Here is a 17,883-nt window from a genome sequence, read left to right as displayed (position 1 = left end):
CATTAACCACTGTAGCGGTGTGCCGGGAATCGCGCAGCCCGGCGCTCGTCACGGTCCCGGCTCCCATCGTTCACCTGCACGCCTCCTGTTCACCAGCTGCTCGTGGCCCGTCGGCCTGAGGCTCGGCCTCGACAAGTCTCGATCGACTCAGCAGACGAAAGGCCTTCGATGAAGAAGACAACCGTGGCCCGGCTCGGGATCCTCGCGGTCGCAGCCGGCACCGCGTGCACCTTCGCGGTCAGTGGCGCCAGCGCCACTGGCGGCTTCCACGTGTTCGGCGTACCGGACGCAAACCCGCGCTTCGGTGTCGAGAACAACGTGCTCACCCCGAGCGCCTCGCAGACGCCCGCGGCGTGGGGCAGCCTCGCGCTGACGAACCCCGACACCGCGAACGGCGTGACCCACTACGGCTTCAACACCTCCAACGGGGGTCCGCTCACCCAGGCCGCCAACGAGGCCAACAAGACCGAGCCCGACAAGAACGTCTACCTGACCTTCGGCGGGAAGCACTACCTCTACCAGGGCCACGAGGGCGGCCCGCGCGGCTACGTCACCCGGGTGAACCTCGACGAGACCGACCCGGCCAAGCGGGTCACCCTGATCAGCGACAAGGACGCCGCGGGCAACGCCTACCCGACGATCGACGGCATCACCTGGGACCCGTTCACCCACCAGCTGCTGTTGACCGCCGAGTCCGCCGCACCGAAGGGCGGCGTGTTCGCCGTCGACCTCGACGCGGACGGCAACGCCGTGGACGGCAAGGCCAAGCGCCTCGACGCGCTTGGCTCCGGCGGCTACGAGGGCGTGCAGAACGACAAGGACGGCAACGTCTGGCTGGTCGAGGACATCGGCGGCAGCGGGGTGAGCGGCGGCAAGGTGCCGAACAGCTACCTCTACCGGTTCGTGCCCACGAACAAGGCCGACCTGAGCGCCGGCGGCACCCTGCAAGCACTCCAGATCGAGCGTGGCGACGGCACGCCGGTCACCGCGAGCCAGGTGCAGTCCAACCCGTCCGACCCGTTCATCGCCGACCTGCACACCTACGGCACGTCCTTCAGGACCGCCTGGGTCGACGTGCACTCGGGAGCCGGGACGTACGACGCGACGGCATCCGCCAAGGCGGCCGGTGCGACGCCGCTGAAGCGGCCCGAGAACGGCGTCTTCCGCCCCGGCACGGACTTCCGCGAGTTCTACTTCACCGAGACCGGCGACACGAGCCTGAGCAGCACGCTCCCCGGACGCTTCGGTGGGGTGTTCAAGGTCAGCCAGTCCTCCCCGGGCGCGAGCACCGGCCGGATCAGCATCGTCGCCGTCGGCGACGGGCACCACTCGGGCTTCGACAACATCGCGTTCGCCAGCAGGGACAAGGTGCTCGTCGTCGAGGACGGCGGCGATGGGATGCACACCCAGCGCAACGAGCTCGACTCCGGCTGGGCGTACGACGTCTCCGCGGATGCGCGCGGCCGTCACGACGACGACGCTCCGGAGGCCGTGCGCTGGCTGGCCGAGGGGCGCGACGCGTCTGCGACGTTCGACGCCGCGAGTGGCCCGTCGTACAACGACGGTGACAACGAGATCACCGGCATCCACGTCTCCGACGGGGACCCCGCCGTGGGCGGGATCCTCGGCGCCAAGGTTCCGGACGTCCACTCCTCGACGTGGCGCACCTTCTGGACCCAGCAGCACGGCGACAACGTCACCTGGGAGGTCAGCTGGTCGCGCGGCTGACCGACTGAGCCCCGCCCGGCCCGTCCCGACACCCGTCGGGGCGGGCCGGGTGCATGACTACGCTGTGCCCCGTGCCCGAGCCCGCCAACCGCCGCGAGCAGATCCTCGAGGTCGCCGCGCAGCTCTTCGCCGAGCGGGGCTTCCACGGCGTCTCGATCGCCGACCTCGGCGCGGCCTGCGGGTTCTCCGGCCCGGCTCTCTACAAGCACTTCCGCAGCAAGCAGTCGATCCTCTCCGAGATGCTGGTCTCGATCAGCGAGGAGCTCCTGCGCGAGGGCCAGCGGCGCGTCCGGGACGCCGCCGACGACAAGGCGGCTCTGGAGTCGCTCGTCGACTGGCACGTCACCTTCGCGCTCGCGCACAAGCCGCTGATCGTCGTGCAGGACCGCGACTGGTCTGCGCTGCCGGTCGAGGCCCGCGAGAAGGTCCGCGAGACGCAGCGCGCCTACGTCGAGGTGTGGGTCAAGGTGCTGCGCTCCCTGCACCCCGGGCTCGGCCTCGAGCGGGCCCGGGCCCGGGTGCACGCCGGCTTCGGGCTGATCAACTCGACGCCGCACAGCGCCGTGGTCTCCGACGCTGAGATGCAGGAGATCCTCACCGAGATGGCGCTGGGCGCCCTGCTCCCCTGAGCCCCCTGTTCACCTGAAGGGTCGACTCACTCGACGTCGAGGGCGAACCACACCGACGCACCGTCGCCGTCGACCTCTTCTCCCCAGCGACTGGCCAGCGCGTCCACCACCTGCAGCCCGCGGCCGTGCACCCGAAGCGGATCCTCGACCGGGTCGACCGAGGTTGCCTGGGTGCTGCCCCAGTGCCGGACCGTCGTGGTGAGTACCCCGTCACGGAGCTCGACGCGCACGAGGCAGCCGTCGTCGGAGTGGATCACCGCGTTGGTGACCAGCTCGGACAGGCACAGCGTCGCGTTGTCGGAGAGGTCGTCGTCGATGCCCCAGTCGGCCAACGTGCGCCGCAGGAAGTGCCGGGCGCCGGCGACGGCCTCCGGGTCGCCCTCGACCTCGTGCGTCGCGACCCTGGCTCCCTCGGGTGGCGGCTCGCTCGCGAACGGCACCTGCGGACGCGGCCGCGCGGCGCTGCGGGCCCGGCGCAGTGCCGCCCCGAGGTCCGCGCCGATCCGCGCGAGCTCGAGCCGCTGTCGTGCGTCGAACGCCGGTGCGCGGTCGAAGAGCAGCAGGTAGCCGCCCAGCGTCCGGCCCGCTGCGACGATCGGGACGGCGGCGGCCGCGACCGTCGGGGTGCCGGCCTGCCGACCCACGTAGGCGGCGTACCGGTCGTGGAGGACCTCGAGCGTGCCGATCACCGGGCCACCCGTGCGCACCGCCGTGTTGAGAGGGATGTCGTCGTAGGCGTCCACGTCGCACCAGTCGATGTCCGGCCCGCCGTCACGATCGCTGGCGGTGAAGCGGAGCCGTCGGCCGCCGCCCTCGACGAGCGCCAGCCCGACCCGATGCACCGCGGGCAGGGCGGTCAGGAGTGCGAACGCGTCGTCGGTCCACGTGGCAAGGCCCGTCGTCGCCCGTGGTCCAGCACCCGCACTGTGCACAGCTGCCACCCTAGGCCGTCGACGCACTGCGGTAGGGCAGGTCAGATCAGCCGGCTGATCTCCTCGTCGTACGCCGCGACGGCGCTGTCCGCCAGGCCGTGCCCGGACGGAGCCTCCTCGGCAAGCCGGAGGATCGCCGCCGCCCGCGCGGCAGCGTCGCCGAGCACGGCAGGCGACACCGGCGGGGCGGTGAGCTGCTCGCGGGTGCGGCCGCGCAGCAGGAGGAGCGCGTAGGGGTCGGAGTCGAGGTGCCAGGCCAACTGGTAGAGCAGCGCCAGCGCGTGCACGCACGGCTGTGCCCAGGCGTCGCACTCGCACGCGGTCTCGAGGTCTCCCGGACCGGGCAGCAGCTCGACGCCGGTCTGGTCGGCGTGCTCGACGAGGTCGACCGGGAGCTCGCCGGAGTCCAGCGCGGCAGTGAACCCCGCCTCGGCGGCGAGCTCGGCCGCGAAGGCCTGCCACGCCCTCTCTTCGAGCCGGGTCACCCGGAGCTGGGCCATCACCGAGCCGGGGTCGCCGCGATCGACGACCACCGACGCCATCCCGGCCAGCACCATCACCGCTCCCAACCGCCCCGAGCGCGCCAGCGTCCTGGCGGTGACCAGGTCGGAGGCGGAGACCACGGTCTCCTCGAAGCTGCGCACCCAGGCCCGGCCCCACCAGGTGGTGCTGCGCGCCACCGCGCCGCGCACCCGGCCGACCCGCGGGAAGACCATCGGGTCCGTGCCGTAGTCATCCATGCGGCGTCCGGAGGGTCACCAGGTCGCGCAGCTCGTCGTCGGAGAGCTCGGTCAGGGCCGACTCACCCGCGCCGAGCACCGCGTCGGCGAGCGAGCGCTTGCGGGTCAGCAGCTCGCCGATCCGCTGCTCGATGGTCCCCTCGGTGACCAGCCGGTGCACCTGGACCGGGCGCGTCTGCCCGATCCGGTAGGCGCGGTCGGTGGCCTGGTCTTCGACGGCGGGGTTCCACCAGCGGTCGACGTGGATCACGTGGTCGGCGCGGGTCAGGTTGAGGCCGGTGCCACCTGCCTTGAGCGACAGCAGGAACACCGGCACTCCGCCGGCCTGGAAGGTCGCCACCATCTCCTCGCGCGCCCGGACCGGCGTACCTCCGTGGAGGAACAACGACGGCACGCCCGCCGCGTCGAGGTGGCGCTCGAGGAGGCGGGCCATCGCGACGTACTGGGTGAAGAGGAGGACCGAGCCGCCCTCGGCCAGGATCGTGCCGAGGAGCTCGTCGAGGAGGTCGATCTTCTCCGACCGGCCGGCGATGCGTCCGTTGGCCTGTCGCAGGTAGTGCGCCGGGTGGTTGCAGATCTGCTTGAGCCCGGTCAGGAGCGCCAGGACCAGGCCACGGCGGGTGTCCTCGTCGGCCTCCTCGATGCGGCGCATCGACTCGCGCACCAGGGACTCGTAGAGGACGACCTGCTCCTGGGTGAGCCCGACGACCTGGTCCGTCTCGGTCTTCGGCGGCAGCTCCGGGGCGATCCCCGGGTCGCTCTTGCGCCGGCGCAGCAGGAACGGCTCGACCAGCTGGGCGAACCTGCGCGCCACCGCGGGGTCGGCACCGCTCTCGATCGGCGCGGCCCACACCTTGCGGAAGGCGTTGCGCGAGCCGAGCAGGCCGGGCGTCGCCCAGTCGAGGATCGCCCACAGCTCGGTGAGGTTGTTCTCCACCGGCGTGCCGGTGAGTGCCACCCGGCACCGCGACGGGATCAGCCGGAGGTTGCGCGCCGTCGAGGAGGCAGGGTTCTTGATGTGCTGCGCCTCGTCGGCGACGACGAGGTCCCAGGAGACCTCGGCAAGGGTCGCGTGGTCGGCCCGCATCGTGCCGTACGTCGTGAACACGAACCCCAGCTCGCCGGACAGGTCGCGCTGGGTGCCGTGGAACCGCCGGGTCGTCTGACCGGGAGCGAATCGGCGTACCTCGGCCTCCCAGTTGCCGAGCAGCGATGCCGGGCAGACCACCAGCGTCGGGCCGGTCGCCAGCCCGCGGTCACGGCGGTGCAGGTGGAGCGCGATCAGCATGAGCGTCTTGCCGAGCCCCATGTCGTCGGCGAGGCAGGCGCCGAGGCCGGCGCCGGTCAGCTCGGCCAGCCAGGTCAGGCCGTGGCGCTGGTAGTCGCGCAGGGTCGCCTGCAGCCCGGGCGGCGGGTCGATCGGGCTCACCTGGGCGGCGTCGACGATCCGGTCACGGACCTTCTCCAGGGTGGCGCCGGGATGCACCTCGACGGTTGCCGCGTCATGGTCGATGGCGCCAGTCAGCACCGCCTTCAACGCCTCGACCGGCTTGAGCTCTCGCCGGCCGCGGCGGCCGACGGCGAGCCTTGCCCGGCGCGCGGTCTCGGGGTCGATCACCACCCAGTTGTCACGCAGGCGGATGACCGGGCCGTTCGCCTGCGCGAGCGCGGTCATCTCCTGGTCGGTCAGCGGGTCGCCGGCGAGGGCGAGCCGCCAGTCGAACTCGAAGAGCGCGTCCGGCCCGAACACGCCGGTCATCAGCGGCGCCCCGCGCCCGTCCTCGCGATGCCGGACCTCGACTCGCGCCTGGGGGATCAGCTCCTGGCGGAGCCCGCGCGGCCAGAAGACGTCGACCCCGACGCCGGCGAGCGCGCCCAGGCGGGTGTCGAGCAGCTCACTGAGCTCGTCGGCGTCGAGGAGCAGCCGGTCGGGCACGGGACGGCGGAGGAGGCGGTCGAGCACCGGCCACGCCTGGGCGGCGCGGCGCAGCGCCACACCGGCGCTCACCCGGGCTCGGCGGGAGAAGCCGTGGCCGCCGTGGTCGAGCCAGAGCTGCTCGGCGTCGACGACATGGGTGGCCAGGTCGACCTCGTGCACCTGCGGGACGACGCTCACGTGGCCTCCGGCCAGCTGCTCGTCGGGCGCCTCGACGCGGAGGCTCAGGAACACCTCGCTGGGGAGGTCGTCGTCGGCCACGCGGTCGGCGAGCCGCTCGCTCAGGGGTCGCCGGTCTCTGTCCTCGGTGGTCGAGCTTGTCGAAACCCTTGTCGAGGCCAGTCCGCCACGCTTGGTCATCGTGTCGGCGACGGCGTCGAGCAGCCCGCGGACGATCTCCTCGGCGTCGCCGGCGTCGATGCCGTCGTACCTGCGGGCGCTGGCGAGTGAGCGCACCCGGTCGTGGTCCTCCGGCGACAGCGGACCGGCTCGCCAGGCCTGCCCGTCGGCGCTGCGCTGCACCCGACCGGCCGCGACGAGCTTCATCGCGAGCATGGTCGCGCCGCTGAGCAGGGTCACCGATGCGTGTGCGTCTTCGGCGCGCAGTGCGCGGGTCAGCACGGGGATCGCGCCCCGCATCGGCAGCCGGATCGCCCGCTGGGGTCCGGTGAACTCGATCTCGCCGTCACGAGGCGGGTCTGCAGCGTGCAGCGTCGCCGGGCCCTGGAGAGGGACGAAGCTCACGTGTGCTGCCTCCCCGGGGGCGCGAGTGGACGGGATGTCGAGACGTCGGCAACCTAACGTCTCGCGCGGACAGAAGGTGCCCGCTGCCGCCGACAACGTCACACCGGGCGCCGTACCCGCCATGATGGCGGGGTGACGGAGACCAGAGAACAACCGGTCCTGCGCGCGATCCAGGCGTACGCCGAGCGCCAGCCGCAGCTGCAGCACCTCACCGACCGGTACGTCGCGCTGGTCACCACGCTCCTCGACGACGCCGGCATCAACTACCTGACCGTCACCGGACGGACCAAGTCGGTGGCGTCGTTCGCCGCGAAGGCGGCCCGTGCGCTGCCGGGCAGCCCGGCGCACGAGGACCCGCTGAGCGGCATCACCGACCAGGTCGGCGTGCGCGTCGTCGGCTACCTGCTCAGCGAGGTCGAGGCGGTCGCCGAGCTGCTGGCCGGGGAGTTCACGATCCTCGACGACCGCGACATGGGTCAGGAGACGGCCAGCCAGGGGCGGTTCGGCTACGCGAGCCGGCACCTGCTGGTCGCGGGCAGCGGCCGCGACCCGGAGCTCGTGCAGCCCGCTTCGGTGCAGCTGCGGACCGTCCTGCAGCACGCGTGGGCGGAGTTCGAGCACGACATCCGCTACAAGGGCACTGTGCCGGAGGAGCACGCTCCGGACCTGGACCGGCGGTTCACGCTCGCCGCCGGTCTGCTCGAGCTCGCCGACCGCGAGTTCTCCGAGATCCGCGCGCGAATCCAGGCCGCCGGCCCGCCGCGCTCGGAGGAGGATGCGAGCGACCCGAGGATCGCGGCAAGCGACCTCGCGGCCTTCCTCACCGCCCAGTACGCCGACGCAGGCTGGTCGCGCACCGATCACTACTCCTGGATCTCCGGTCTGCTGCTCGAGCTCGGCATCACCTCGCTCGACGAGCTCGCCGGCTTGCTCACGTCGGTCGACAGTGCGGCGATCAACGCCCGGTTGGAGTACAAGTACCCACCCGGCGCCGTACGCCGCCTCGACGACGCGCTGCTTGCGGTGTTCGGCAACCGGTATCTCGACCTGCACGGCAACGCGCACCGCAGGGACCTGCTCGAGGCAAGGCTGGAGAAGCTCCGCAGCTAGGAGGCGCGTGCGGCCCAGTGGACCTCGAGGGGTGGGTCGTAGCTGCGTGGTCGTGGTCGGCCGGGTGGGTCGGGGGGTTGGCTGGTGTAGGTGTGTCCGGTCGGGGTGGTGGTCTGGACGGTGTGGCGTGGGTTGGGAATGGTCTTGGCACGCCAGTCGGGGTGTTCCTTGGTGTGGTTGCAGGCTTCGCAGAGGCCTTGGCCGTTCTCGGTGCTGGTGGGGCCGCCGGCCGCGGCTGGGGTGATGTGGTCGGTGTGTCGGATGGGGGCGTCGCACCAGGGGGTGCGGCAGGTCTGGTCGCGGGCGATGAGGAGTTGGCGGCGGGGGCCGTCGAAGAGCCGGCGTCGGGTCTCGATGCCGACCAGGTCGCCGGTCTTGGGGTGGGTGAAGAGGCGTCGGATCCAGGCTTTGTCGGCCTGGCGGGTGAGTTGGCGGGCCAGGGTGGCGGGGATGGGTCCGTGCCCGGTCAGGTGGGCCGGCTCCTGGTTGTGGTTGTTGTGGTTGCTGGTCAGGAGGGTGTGGTCGGTGATGATCAGCTGGATCTCGACCGGGGTGCCGACCGCGGTGGTTTGGCCGGTGATGCGTTCGACGAGGGTGTCGGCCATGATCTGGCCCCGGGTCCGGGGGTCGCCTTGGGCGCGTTTGTGGTCGGCTTCGCGGGTCAGGGCTGTGTGGCAGGCGACGCCGTGGGCGACGGGCAGGAACGCGGTCAGGTAGGTCATCGTGTCCGGGGCGGGGCGGAGCCCGGTCCGCCGGTCGGCGTGGGCTCCGCGGATTCGGCGGATTGCGGAGCCGGGGTCGAGGCGGTAGCCGATGGCGCGGGCGAGGTTGGCGACCTTCCGGTCCCCGCCGGTGTGCAGTTTCCCGGCCAGCTGGTGGTCGACCTGGATCCGGTCGGCTCTGGCCAGGACGGCGGTCTCGCGGGCGATCAGGGTGGCCCGCCACTCGCTGATCTGGCCGGCGGTCAGCGCGGCCAGGGTGTGGGGGAGCTCGCCGACCAGGGCCTTGGCCAGGCCGAGGTGTTGGGCGCCGCGGACCGGGGACTCCTGGCGGGCCAGGGCGATCTCGGAGGCCAGGCCACGCCCACGTTGGTCGGCCGGGATCCCGGCAGCAGCCTCACGGGCAGCACGCTGCTCGGCCAGGGTGACGCTCAACCGAGCTTGGGCTGCGGCCAGCCCGGACTTGAGCTGCTCCATCAACCCGATGTGGTCGATCAGCTGCGCCTCGGTCAGTCCGGTGCCGTTGTGGGCGGCGAGCCGGTCCAGTGCGTCCTGCAGGTCGGCGGTGGTCGGTGCGGGCGGCAGGGCGCGGTCAGCGGTGGCTGCGTCGCCGGTGCCCGAGATCATGGCGGCAGTCTATCGAACGTATGTTCGAACCGTCAATCGGATCGGCCAGGATTCTTCGACGATTTCTGGTTGCCGGCCGAGGTTTCGAGACGGTCGCTGCGCGACCTCCTCAACCACCGAGGTCGGGTCCCTGCCCCAACTCACCGGGTCTCGTCTGATCGCTCGCAAGCTCGCTGCTCGACCACCAGGGGCTGAGTTCCTGCCCCATCTCACCAGGTCTCGTCTGATCGCTCGCAAGCTCGCTGCTCGACCAGCTGGGGCCCGGGTCTCTGCCCCATCTCGCCGGGTCTCGTCTGATCGCTCGCGAGCTCGCTGCTCGACCACCAGGGGCGGCGTCCCTGCCCACCGCACCAGGTCTCGTCTGATCGCTCGCAGGCTCGCTGCTCGACCAGCTGGGTCCGGTCTGCACCGGACCGCAGGACCCAGCCACGCGGCGTACTCCTCCTCGCTGCCAAGAACCCAGCCACGCGGGGAGGTGAGGTCTCGTCTGATCGCTCGCAGGCTCGCTGCTCGACCACCTGGGGCCCGGGTCCCTGCCCATCTCGCCAGGTCTCGTCTGATCGCTCGCAAGCTCGCTGCTCGACCAGCAGTATTCGACTGCTAGTGCCCCAGGACGTGCGGGCCCTCGAGCTCATCCGCGACCTCGCAGGTGCCGTCGCGGACGTCGCAGCGGATCAGGGCTCCGTCGGGTGCGGACTCGTCGTAGACGTCGAGGATCACGTGGTTGGTGTCCTCCCAGCTGACGCCCGCGAAGCCGTCGGCGAGCAGCGGGAGCCGGAGCCGGACGTTCCCCGTCGCGCGGCGGGAGCGTCCGCGCGCAGCCAGGTCACGTACGTCGATCTCGCCGGAGTCGTCGGCGTAGACGACACGGAGGCCGAGGGGGTCGCTGAAGTCGGCCTGCCGGGCGGCGAGCTCGGCGACCTGGAGGAAGGCACCGTCCTCGAGCCTTCCGACGGAGTACTGGACCGGCGGGTAGTGCACCACCAGCCCGCGCGAGGTGACCTGGCTGACGACTCCGTTGCCCATCCCGCTGATCTCGCGCACGGAGCTCCCGGTGGTGTCCCAGACCCAGGCCCGGTTCTCGGCAGGCAGGGACGCGATCAGCTCGCCGGCGCCGGTGATGCCGTTCACCTCGAACGGGTTGTCGCAGCAGCGAAGCGACGCGGGGAACGCCTGCTCGCGGGTCGAGAGCGCGGACGGGTCCAGGGCGGTCAGGTCGACCAGCGCCGGCCCCGATGCCGATGCGAGCCACGCGACCTGCTCACCGGGGCGGTCGGTGACCAGCTGACCGCCGGAGGTGGCAACGACCGGCTCCAGCTGCAGCGATCTCTGGTTGACCCGGACGATCTTGCCGGACAGGTACGCGACGTACACCCACTGCCCGGTCTGCACGATCGCGGCGGCGCGCTCGTCGAGGTCGACACCGCGGCCGCCCTGGAGGTAGAGGAACCGGCGCACGCTGTACGGCGTCTTCGGCTTGGAGCTCTGCGGGAGCGACGAGAGGAACCTGGGGAGCTCCGTCGCGGCCGCGGCGTTGGGCGAACGACCGCCACCCGAGGTCCAGCTCTGCACCGCGGCGACGAGCGCGATGCCGAGCAGCAGGACTGCCGCCGCCATCCCCGCGCGACGTAGCGCACGACGCGCGCGCTTCCTGCGCGCCTGGTGTCCCCGGGCCACCAGTGCGTCGATCGGCGGGAGCGGGACCGCTGCGCTCTCCGCCCGCCAGGCAAGCTCCTCACGCAGAGCGGCGATGTCGATGCCTGCCTCCAGCGCACCTGCTTCCGTGGTCACCGCACTGGTGGAAGTGCCCACGGCGGCCGCGATCTCCGGGTCCGGCAGGCGCTCGTAGTGGCGCAGGACCAGGACGCAGCGCTGCCGCGGCGGCAGCGCGCTGACGGTCGCCCAGAGCCGGCCCCGCGCCGAGGTCGCCGGGTCGTCCTCGGGCCCAGGCCGGCTGCCTTCGTGCACCGCGGTCGCCGCCAGGATCCGCTTCACCCGGTCGTCGGCCGAGGCCGCCTCCTGCACCTCGCCCCAGGACAGGTACGCACGCACGAGTCCGGCCTGGGTCAGGTCGTCCGCCTCGGCCTCGCCGGCGAGGAGCACGGCCAGCCGGTAGAGCATCGACCAGCGCGCCGAGACGTACTCGGCGAACGACTCGTCGACACCCATGGCCCCAGCCTCCTCCTCGTACGACGAAGAGGAGGGGCCTGCGGTTCAGGTCTCCGAGCCGAGAGCGAGCGGCAGGACCGCCGTCGCGCCCTCGCTGCGCAGCCAGTGCGCCGCCAGGGTCATCGACCAGCCGGTCACGACCAGGTCGTCGACGAGCAGCACGCGGCGACCGACCACGGGCTCCACCTCCAGCTCGGATCGCCGCGACACCGCGGCGATCCGCTGGGCCGAGTTGGTCGCGCCGTGGCCCGGGCCGATCGAGTCGTCGCGGACCGCCACCCGACCGAGCACCGGCAGCTGCAGGTGCCGGGAGAGTCCGGCGACGAGGCTGTCGACGAGCAGCGGGTGGCTGCGCGACTCGAAGCCGACGATGCCGTCGGCGCCCGGTGACCAGTCGGCGAGCGTCGCGACCACGCCCTGCACGAGCGCGACGGGGGTCTCCTGGTCGGGGGTGCCAGGCCGGAAGAGGTCGCGGAGCGCCTGGCCGAGCCCGAGGTCCGTGAGCCGGGCGACCACGCGGCCCTCCTCGGCGCCCTCGATCTTGCCCTTGAGGTCGATGCCGAGTTTGGCGAGCGCGCTCGGCCACAGCTTGCGCGGCTGCACCGCGACGCCGGGCCGGGTCAGTCGGTCGCCCGCCCTGGCGACCGCCGACTCGGACACCGAGGCGGACAGCTCCAGGCCGCCGCAGTTGTCGCAGCGCCCGCAGTCCTCGGCACCCGGGTCGTCGAGCGCCTCGCGCAGGAAGCGCATCCTGCAGCCCAAGGTCCCGATGTACTCCAGCATCGCCGCCTGCTCGTCGCGGCGCGCAGCGGCCACCCGGTCGTAGCGCTCCTGCTCGTAGACCCAGTCCTGGCCGGTGGCCGTCCAGCCGCCCTGCACGCGGCGTACGGCACCGTCGACGTCGAGCACCTTGAGCATCATCTCGAGGCGCCCGCGGCTCAGGTCGACGTAGGTCTCCAGCGTCGCCGTCGACATCGGCCGGTCGCTCTCCGCGAGCGCCTTGAGCGCGACGCGCACGTGCTGCTCGGCCGGGAAGGCGAGGGAGGCGAAGTAGCGCCAGATGTCGCGGTCCTCGTGTGCCGGCAGCAGGACCACCGGCGCCTGGGCCCTGCCCTCGAGGCCTCGGCCCGCTCGACCCACCTGCTGGTAGTAGGCCACCGGCGACGCCGGCGCACCGACGTTGACCACGAAGCCCAGGGTCGCGTCGAAGCCCATCCCGAGCGCGCTGGTGGCCACGAGCGCCTTGAGCCGACCGGCGAGCAGGTCCTGCTCCAGGGCCAGCCGCTCGGTCGGGTCGGTCTGCCCCGAGTACGCCGCGACGTCGTGGCCGCGCTCCCGCAGATAACCCGCGATCTCCTGGGACGCCGCCACGGTCAGCGTGTAGACGATGCCGGAGCCCTCGAGCTCACCGAGGTGGTCGGCCAGCCAGGCCAGCCGCTCCTCGGGCCGGGTCAGCTGGAGCACGGCCAGGCTCAGCGACTCGCGGTCCAGCTCGCCGCGGAGGACGAGGACCCCCTCGGTGGTTGCGCCCGTGGAAACCCCCTCGTGCACTGCCAGCTGCTCGGCCACGTCGCGCGTCACCCGGGCGTTCGCGGTCGCGGTGGTGGCCAGCACCGGGATCCCCGCCGGCAGGTCCGAGAGCATGTGCCGGATGCGGCGGTAGTCCGGCCGGAAGTCGTGGCCCCAGTCGGAGATGCAGTGCGCCTCGTCGATCACCAGCAGGCCGGCGGACTCGGTCAGGCGGGGCAGCACCTCGTCGCGGAAGCCGGGGTTGTTCAGCCGCTCGGGGCTCACCAGCAGCACGTCGACCTCGCCGGCCGCGATGTGGGCGTGCACCTCCTGCCACTGCTCGACGTTGGTCGAGTTGATCGTGACGGCGTGGATGCCGGCCCGCTCGGCGGCCTCGATCTGGTTGCGCATCAGCGCGAGCAGCGGCGAGATGATCACGGTCGGACCGGCGCCCTGCTCACGCAGCAGCGCGGTGGCCACGAAGTACACCGCCGACTTGCCCCAGCCGGTGCGCTGGACCACGAGCGCGCGCCGCTTGTCAAGGACGAGCGCCGATATGGCCGCCCACTGGTCGTCGTACAGGGTGGCGTCGTCGCGGCCGACCAGAGCGCGCAGGTGGTGCTCGGCCTGCGCGCGGACGTCGGTCATGCCCGCATGTCTACCAGCGGGCCGAGTCCGCAGGTTTCGACAGGCTCAACCACCGGGGGGCGAACGCCGGGCCACCACGGCGCCGGTGTTGGCCACCACGCCGAGCAGGTCCGGCGTCGCGAGCAGCTGGTAGGGCCAGTACGTCGTGCTGATGCCGTCGACCGGCAGGGGGTAGTGGACCTGGCTCCCGTCGTGGACGTCGAGCGCGACCAGGTCCGTGGTCGTCGGCACCAGCACGTGCCCGGCGTCGAGCGACGGCATCTGGCCCAGCGTGAAGCCGTAGGGGAAGTAGGTGCGGTCGGTCGGGACGGGCTTCCTCCAGAGCTGCTCGCCGGTCTGGTCGTCGTACCCGTAGAGGGCGCCCGCGGACTTCATCACCACGACCCCGTCGCGCAGCGTCGCCTCGTACGCCGCGTCCTGTGGCTGGACCGACCACTGCTCACTGCCGTCGTCGGAGAGCGCGAGCATCCGCACGCCGTCCGCGGCGCGCTCGACGACGACCACCCGGCCCGCGTCCACCCCGACCACGTGCGCTATCGCGCCGGCACCCGCGCTCCAGGTCCACTCAGGGCTTCCGTCACCGGCGTCGAGCGCCGCGATGGCCGGTCCGCCGTTCGCGTCCGGTGCCTGCTCGGCGAGCCGGAACTCCTCGGTGCCGCCGGCCAGGACGAGGTCGCTGGTCAGCGGGCCGACGTAGTCGGCGCGCGCCAGGCCCGCATAGCTGCGGCTCCAGACCTCGTGGCCGGTGCCGGCGCTGAGCCGGGTCAGCGCGATCTTCGCGCCGTCAGGAAGAGCGGTGAGCACGTCGCCGTTGCCGAGGAACGTCGTCGCCACCGGATCACCGGAGGACTGGTCGTGGTCGAGCGAGGCGCACCACACCCGCTCGCCGTCGCTCACGTCGTACGCCGAGACGCGGGTGGGACTGCCCTTGGCGAGGTCGAGCAGCAGGAAGCGATCCCCGTCGGCGTCCCAGGCGATCCGCTTGCTGTCGGGCCGCAGGGACCAGCGCGCCTTCAGCGTCGAGGGATCGAGCAGGGTGACCGGCGCGTTGTTCTTGGTGAAGGCCAGCACCCCGCCCTCGATGCCGTACAGGTGCAGCCACTGGTCGTAGTCGTAGCCGACCCCGGCACGCACGTCACCGAACGGCGCAGCCAGGTCGTCGACCGCGACGACGAGACGATCCAGGCGCGCGTCCGGCTGCGCCCTCATCCCGGCAGCGTCCAGCAACGGGCTCCGCGGGTCGCCGACGAGCTCGTCGCGGCACGGCGGGACGGTGGCGCGAACGACCACGACGACCACGGCCGCCACGACCAGGACACAGGCAGCGAGCACGGCGACCCACCAGCGCGGGAGCGCGAGCGGCCTGCCGGCTGCGCGTCTCCCGGCGGATCTCACCGCCGTCACCAGATCCGGACGCGGTCCTCCGGGTCGAGCCACAGGCCGTCGCCGGGACGCGTGCCGAACGCGTCGTGGAACTCGCCGAGGTTGCGCACGATGTTCGCGCGGAACTCCGACGGGCTGTGCGGGTCGGTGGTGAGGTACTGCAGGTCGAGCTCCTTGCGGCGCTTGGTGCGCCACACGTAGGCCCAGTTCAGGAAGAGCCGCTCGAGGCCGGAGATCCCGTCGTGCTCCGGACCCAGCTCGTCGCCCGCGGGGTCGAGGCCCAGCGAGATCCGGTAGGCCTTGATCGCGATGGTCAGTCCGCCGAGGTCACCGATGTTCTCCCCGACGGTCAGCGCGCCGTTGACGTGCTCGCCGGGCAGGTTGCGCGGCTCGAAGCCGTCGTACTGGTCGATGAGCGCCTTGGACTTCAGCTCGAACGCCGCCTTGTCGTCGGCGGTCCACCAGTCGTTGAGGTTGCCGCGGCCGTCGTACTGCGCGCCCTGGTCGTCGAACCCGTGGCCGATCTCGTGGCCGATCACTGCGCCGATGCCGCCGTAGTTCTCCGCCGGATCGGCGTCCGCGTCGAAGAACGGCCGCTGCAGGATGCCGGCGGGGAAGCAGATCTCGTTGGTGCCGGGGTTGTAGTAGGCGTTCACCGTCTGCGGGAGCATGAACCACTCGTCGCGGTCGACCGGCGCTCCGATCTTCTCCAGCTGACGGTCGGTCTCGAAGGCCGCGATCGCCAGCACGTTGCCGACGAGGTCACCCTTGTCGATCGACAGGCCGGCGTAGTCGCGCCACTTGACCGGGTAGCCGATCTTGGGCCGGAAGGTGTCCAGCTTCTCGAACGCCCGCTGCTTGGTCTGCTCGCCCATCCAGTCCAGCGCGGCGATGCTCTGCCGGTAGGCCTGCAGCAGGTTGTCGACGAGGTCGTCCATCAGCTCCTTGGACCGCGGCGGGAAGTGCCGCGCGACGTACTCGCGGCCGACCGCCTCGCCCAGCCCGCCCTCGACGAGCGCGACACCCCGCTTCCAGCGGGCGCGCAGCTCGGGCGTGCCCGACAGGGTGCGACCGTAGAAGTCGAAGTTGGTCTCGACGAACTCCTCGGTCAGGTACGCCGCCGCCGAGCGGATCGCGCGCACGGCGAGGAATGCCTTCCACTGCTCGATGCCGGTGTCGGTGAGGACGCCCTCGAGGTGGGAGAGGTAGGACGGCTCACGGACGATCGTCTCTGCGAGCGTCTCCGCACTGCCGCCGAGGTTGCGGATGTAGACGTCGAGGTCGAACGACGGGAGCAGCGCCTTCAGCTCGTCGTACGACGTGAGGTTGTAGGTCTTGATGACGTCGCGCGTCTCGGCACGCTCCCAGTGGCCCTGGGCGAGCCGGGTCTCCAGGGCGAGCACCGTCTCGGCCGTCGCCCGCGGGTCGGGGCGGTCGGCGAGGGTGAGCATCCTCTCGAGGTAGTCGACGTACTTGGCGCGGATCTCGGCGAACTTCTCCTCGCGGTAGTACGACTCGTCGGGCAGGCCGATGCCGCCCTGGACGATGTTGACCAGGTAGCGGTCGGAGTTGCGGTCGTCGGTGTCGACGAACGAGCCGAAGAGGCCGCCGCCGCCCCGCCGCTCGAACTCGCCGAGGTAGGCGGCCAGGTCGCGCAGGTCGGCGATCTGGTCGATCGCGTCGAGCAGCCCCTGGATCGGGGTGGTGCCGAGCTCGCGGACCCGGTCCTCGTCCATGAAGCTGGCGAACAGGTCACCGATCTTGCGGGCATCGTCGCCGCTGACCTCACCCGCGGCGCAGGCCTCGATGATCGCGTGCACGTGCTCCTCGGCGGCGTCCGCGAGCATCACGAAGGGTCCCCACGAGGCGCGGTCGGAGGGGATCTCCGTCTCGTCGAGCCAGCGGCCGTTCACGTGGCCGAACAGGTCGTCCTGCGGCCGGATGTCGAGGTCCATGCCCGGGCGGGCGTCATCGAGAATCGTCACGCAGGAGACCTTATCCGCCCGCCGGTCGGCCGGAATCGGGCCGGACGGTGATCACGGTCTTCCCGAGGGTCTTGCGCTCCTCCATCTCCTGCAGCGCGCGGCCGAAGTCCTCGAGGCCGTACGTCGCCCCGATCGGCGGGTCGATGATCCCCGACTCCATCATCGGCTCGAGCTCGCGCCACTGGGCCGCCATGAACCCGGGCCGGACCATCGCGTAGGCACCCCAGCCGACGCCGCGGACGTCGACGTTGTTGAGCAGCAGCCGGTTGACCCTGACCTCGGGAATGGCGCCCGCGGTGAACCCGACCACGAGCAGCCGGCCCTGCGGCGCGAGCGCCCGCAGCGAGTCGGTGAAGAGGTCGCCGCCGACCACGTCCATCACCAGGTCGACGCCCCGGCCGCCGGTGAGCTCCTTGACCGAGGCGAGGAACCCGTCGGCGAGCACGACGTCGTCGGCTCCGGCGCGGCCGGCCACCTCGGCCTTCTCCTCGGTCGAGACGACCGCGACCGTGCGGGCGCCGTACCCCTTGGCGACCTGGATGGTCGCGGTGCCCACACCACCGGCGGCGCCGTGCACCAGCACGGTCTCCCCCTCGACGACGTGGCCGCGCTCCTTGAGCGCGAACTGCGCGGTGAGGTAGTTCATCGGGATGGCGGCGCCCTGCGCGAAGCTCAGCCGATCGGGCAGCGGGAAGACGCTGTCCGGGCCGAGGGCAACTGTCTCGGCAGCGCCTCCGTGCGGAAGGCAGGCCGCGACGCGGTCGCCGGCAGAGAGCCCCGAGCCCTCGGGGGCCGAGCGGACCACACCGGCGAAGTCGACCCCGAGCGTGAACGGCAGGTCCGGCTTGAGCTGGTACTCGCCCTTGCTCAGCAGCAGGTCGGGGAACGACGTGCCGACGGCGTGTACGTCGACGAGCACCTGCGGGCCGAACGGGCCGCCGGCCGCCGGCTCGGAGACGTCACGGACCTCGACGGCACCGGGCCCACCGAGACTGGTCACCTGGACTGCGCGCATGGCGGGAGG

At 71.9% G+C, this 17,883-nt stretch carries 12 protein-coding genes; 3 read left to right on the top strand and 9 right to left on the bottom strand.

Features of this window, described 5'->3' with window-relative positions:
- Positions 1–168 precede the first annotated feature (168 nt).
- Together ACVW00_RS21110 and ACVW00_RS21105 are read left to right on the top strand one after the other, a co-directional pair.
- A complete protein-coding gene (locus tag ACVW00_RS21110) occupies positions 169–1,728 on the top strand; it encodes an alkaline phosphatase PhoX (protein ID WP_457112860.1) in 1,560 nt (519 codons plus the stop codon).
- Positions 1,729–1,799: 71 nt separating this feature from the next.
- The gene (locus ACVW00_RS21105; RefSeq protein WP_457112859.1) at positions 1,800–2,357 is read left to right on the top strand and encodes an SACE_7040 family transcriptional regulator; all 558 of its coding nucleotides are present in this window, start codon (positions 1,800–1,802) and stop codon (positions 2,355–2,357) included.
- Positions 2,358–2,383: 26 nt separating this feature from the next.
- Here ACVW00_RS21105 and ACVW00_RS21100 read toward each other — a convergent pair whose 3' ends face one another.
- From ACVW00_RS21100 to ACVW00_RS21090, 3 genes are read right to left on the bottom strand one after another with little or no spacing between them, the layout of a single operon-like run.
- On the bottom strand, positions 2,384–3,289 hold the full coding sequence (locus ACVW00_RS21100) for an ATP-binding protein (protein WP_457112858.1): 906 nt from the start codon (positions 3,287–3,289) through the stop codon (positions 2,384–2,386).
- 41 nt (positions 3,290–3,330) lie between these two features.
- Entirely contained in the window at positions 3,331–4,029 is a 699-nt protein-coding gene (locus tag ACVW00_RS21095) for an SWIM zinc finger family protein (protein ID WP_457112857.1), read from the bottom strand.
- On the bottom strand, positions 4,022–6,709 hold the full coding sequence (locus tag ACVW00_RS21090) for a DEAD/DEAH box helicase (RefSeq protein WP_457112856.1): 2,688 nt from the start codon (positions 6,707–6,709) through the stop codon (positions 4,022–4,024). Before ACVW00_RS21090 ends, ACVW00_RS21095 begins: the two co-directional genes overlap by 8 nt.
- Positions 6,710–6,841: 132 nt before the next feature.
- Here ACVW00_RS21090 and ACVW00_RS21085 point away from each other — a divergent pair, with 132 nt between their 5' ends.
- Positions 6,842–7,819: a GTP pyrophosphokinase gene (locus tag ACVW00_RS21085; RefSeq protein ID WP_457112855.1), complete on the top strand. Its 978-nt coding sequence runs from the start codon at positions 6,842–6,844 to the stop codon at positions 7,817–7,819.
- On the opposite strand, the gene ACVW00_RS21080 is transcribed toward ACVW00_RS21085, so the two are convergent.
- From ACVW00_RS21080 to ACVW00_RS21055, 6 genes are all read right to left on the bottom strand, one after another.
- Entirely contained in the window at positions 7,816–9,165 is a 1,350-nt protein-coding gene (locus tag ACVW00_RS21080; RefSeq protein WP_457112854.1) for a DUF222 domain-containing protein, read from the bottom strand. The genes ACVW00_RS21085 and ACVW00_RS21080 overlap by 4 nt on opposite strands.
- A gap of 600 nt (positions 9,166–9,765) precedes the next feature.
- Positions 9,766–11,334: a sigma factor-like helix-turn-helix DNA-binding protein gene (locus ACVW00_RS21075; RefSeq protein WP_457112853.1), complete on the bottom strand. Its 1,569-nt coding sequence runs from the start codon at positions 11,332–11,334 to the stop codon at positions 9,766–9,768.
- Between the two features lie 45 nt (positions 11,335–11,379).
- Positions 11,380–13,491, bottom strand: coding sequence for a RecQ family ATP-dependent DNA helicase (locus ACVW00_RS21070; RefSeq protein WP_457112852.1), 2,112 nt, complete (start codon positions 13,489–13,491; stop codon positions 11,380–11,382).
- A gap of 45 nt (positions 13,492–13,536) precedes the next feature.
- On the bottom strand, positions 13,537–14,895 hold the full coding sequence (locus tag ACVW00_RS21065; protein ID WP_457112851.1) for an outer membrane protein assembly factor BamB family protein: 1,359 nt from the start codon (positions 14,893–14,895) through the stop codon (positions 13,537–13,539).
- Positions 14,892–16,829 carry a M13 family metallopeptidase gene (locus tag ACVW00_RS21060; RefSeq protein ID WP_457113153.1) on the bottom strand — a complete coding sequence of 646 codons (1,938 nt, stop codon included), beginning with the start codon at positions 16,827–16,829 and terminating at the stop codon, positions 14,892–14,894. Before ACVW00_RS21060 ends, ACVW00_RS21065 begins: the two co-directional genes overlap by 4 nt.
- 40 nt (positions 16,830–16,869) lie before the next feature.
- Positions 16,870–17,874 carry an NADPH:quinone oxidoreductase family protein gene (locus ACVW00_RS21055; RefSeq protein ID WP_457112850.1) on the bottom strand — a complete coding sequence of 335 codons (1,005 nt, stop codon included), beginning with the start codon at positions 17,872–17,874 and terminating at the stop codon, positions 16,870–16,872.
- Between the last annotated feature and the right edge of the window lie 9 nt (positions 17,875–17,883).

The organism is Marmoricola sp. URHA0025 HA25, from assembly GCF_054059435.1.
This window is presented reverse-complemented; position numbering and strand designations above follow the sequence as displayed.

Excerpts from the sequence above, each read along its gene's own strand:
- ACVW00_RS21110 (WP_457112860.1), top strand. The coding sequence starts at position 169 with ATGAAGAAGACAACCGTGGCCCGGCTCGGGATCCTCGCGGTCGCAGCC.
- ACVW00_RS21095 (WP_457112857.1), bottom strand. The coding sequence starts at position 4,029 with ATGGATGACTACGGCACGGACCCGATGGTCTTCCCGCGGGTCGGCCGG.
- ACVW00_RS21080 (WP_457112854.1), bottom strand. The coding sequence starts at position 9,165 with ATGATCTCGGGCACCGGCGACGCAGCCACCGCTGACCGCGCCCTGCCG.
- ACVW00_RS21075 (WP_457112853.1), bottom strand. The coding sequence starts at position 11,334 with ATGGGTGTCGACGAGTCGTTCGCCGAGTACGTCTCGGCGCGCTGGTCG.
- ACVW00_RS21070 (WP_457112852.1), bottom strand. The coding sequence starts at position 13,491 with ATGACCGACGTCCGCGCGCAGGCCGAGCACCACCTGCGCGCTCTGGTC.
- ACVW00_RS21060 (WP_457113153.1), bottom strand. The coding sequence starts at position 16,829 with ATGGACCTCGACATCCGGCCGCAGGACGACCTGTTCGGCCACGTGAAC.
- ACVW00_RS21055 (WP_457112850.1), bottom strand. The coding sequence starts at position 17,874 with ATGCGCGCAGTCCAGGTGACCAGTCTCGGTGGGCCCGGTGCCGTCGAG.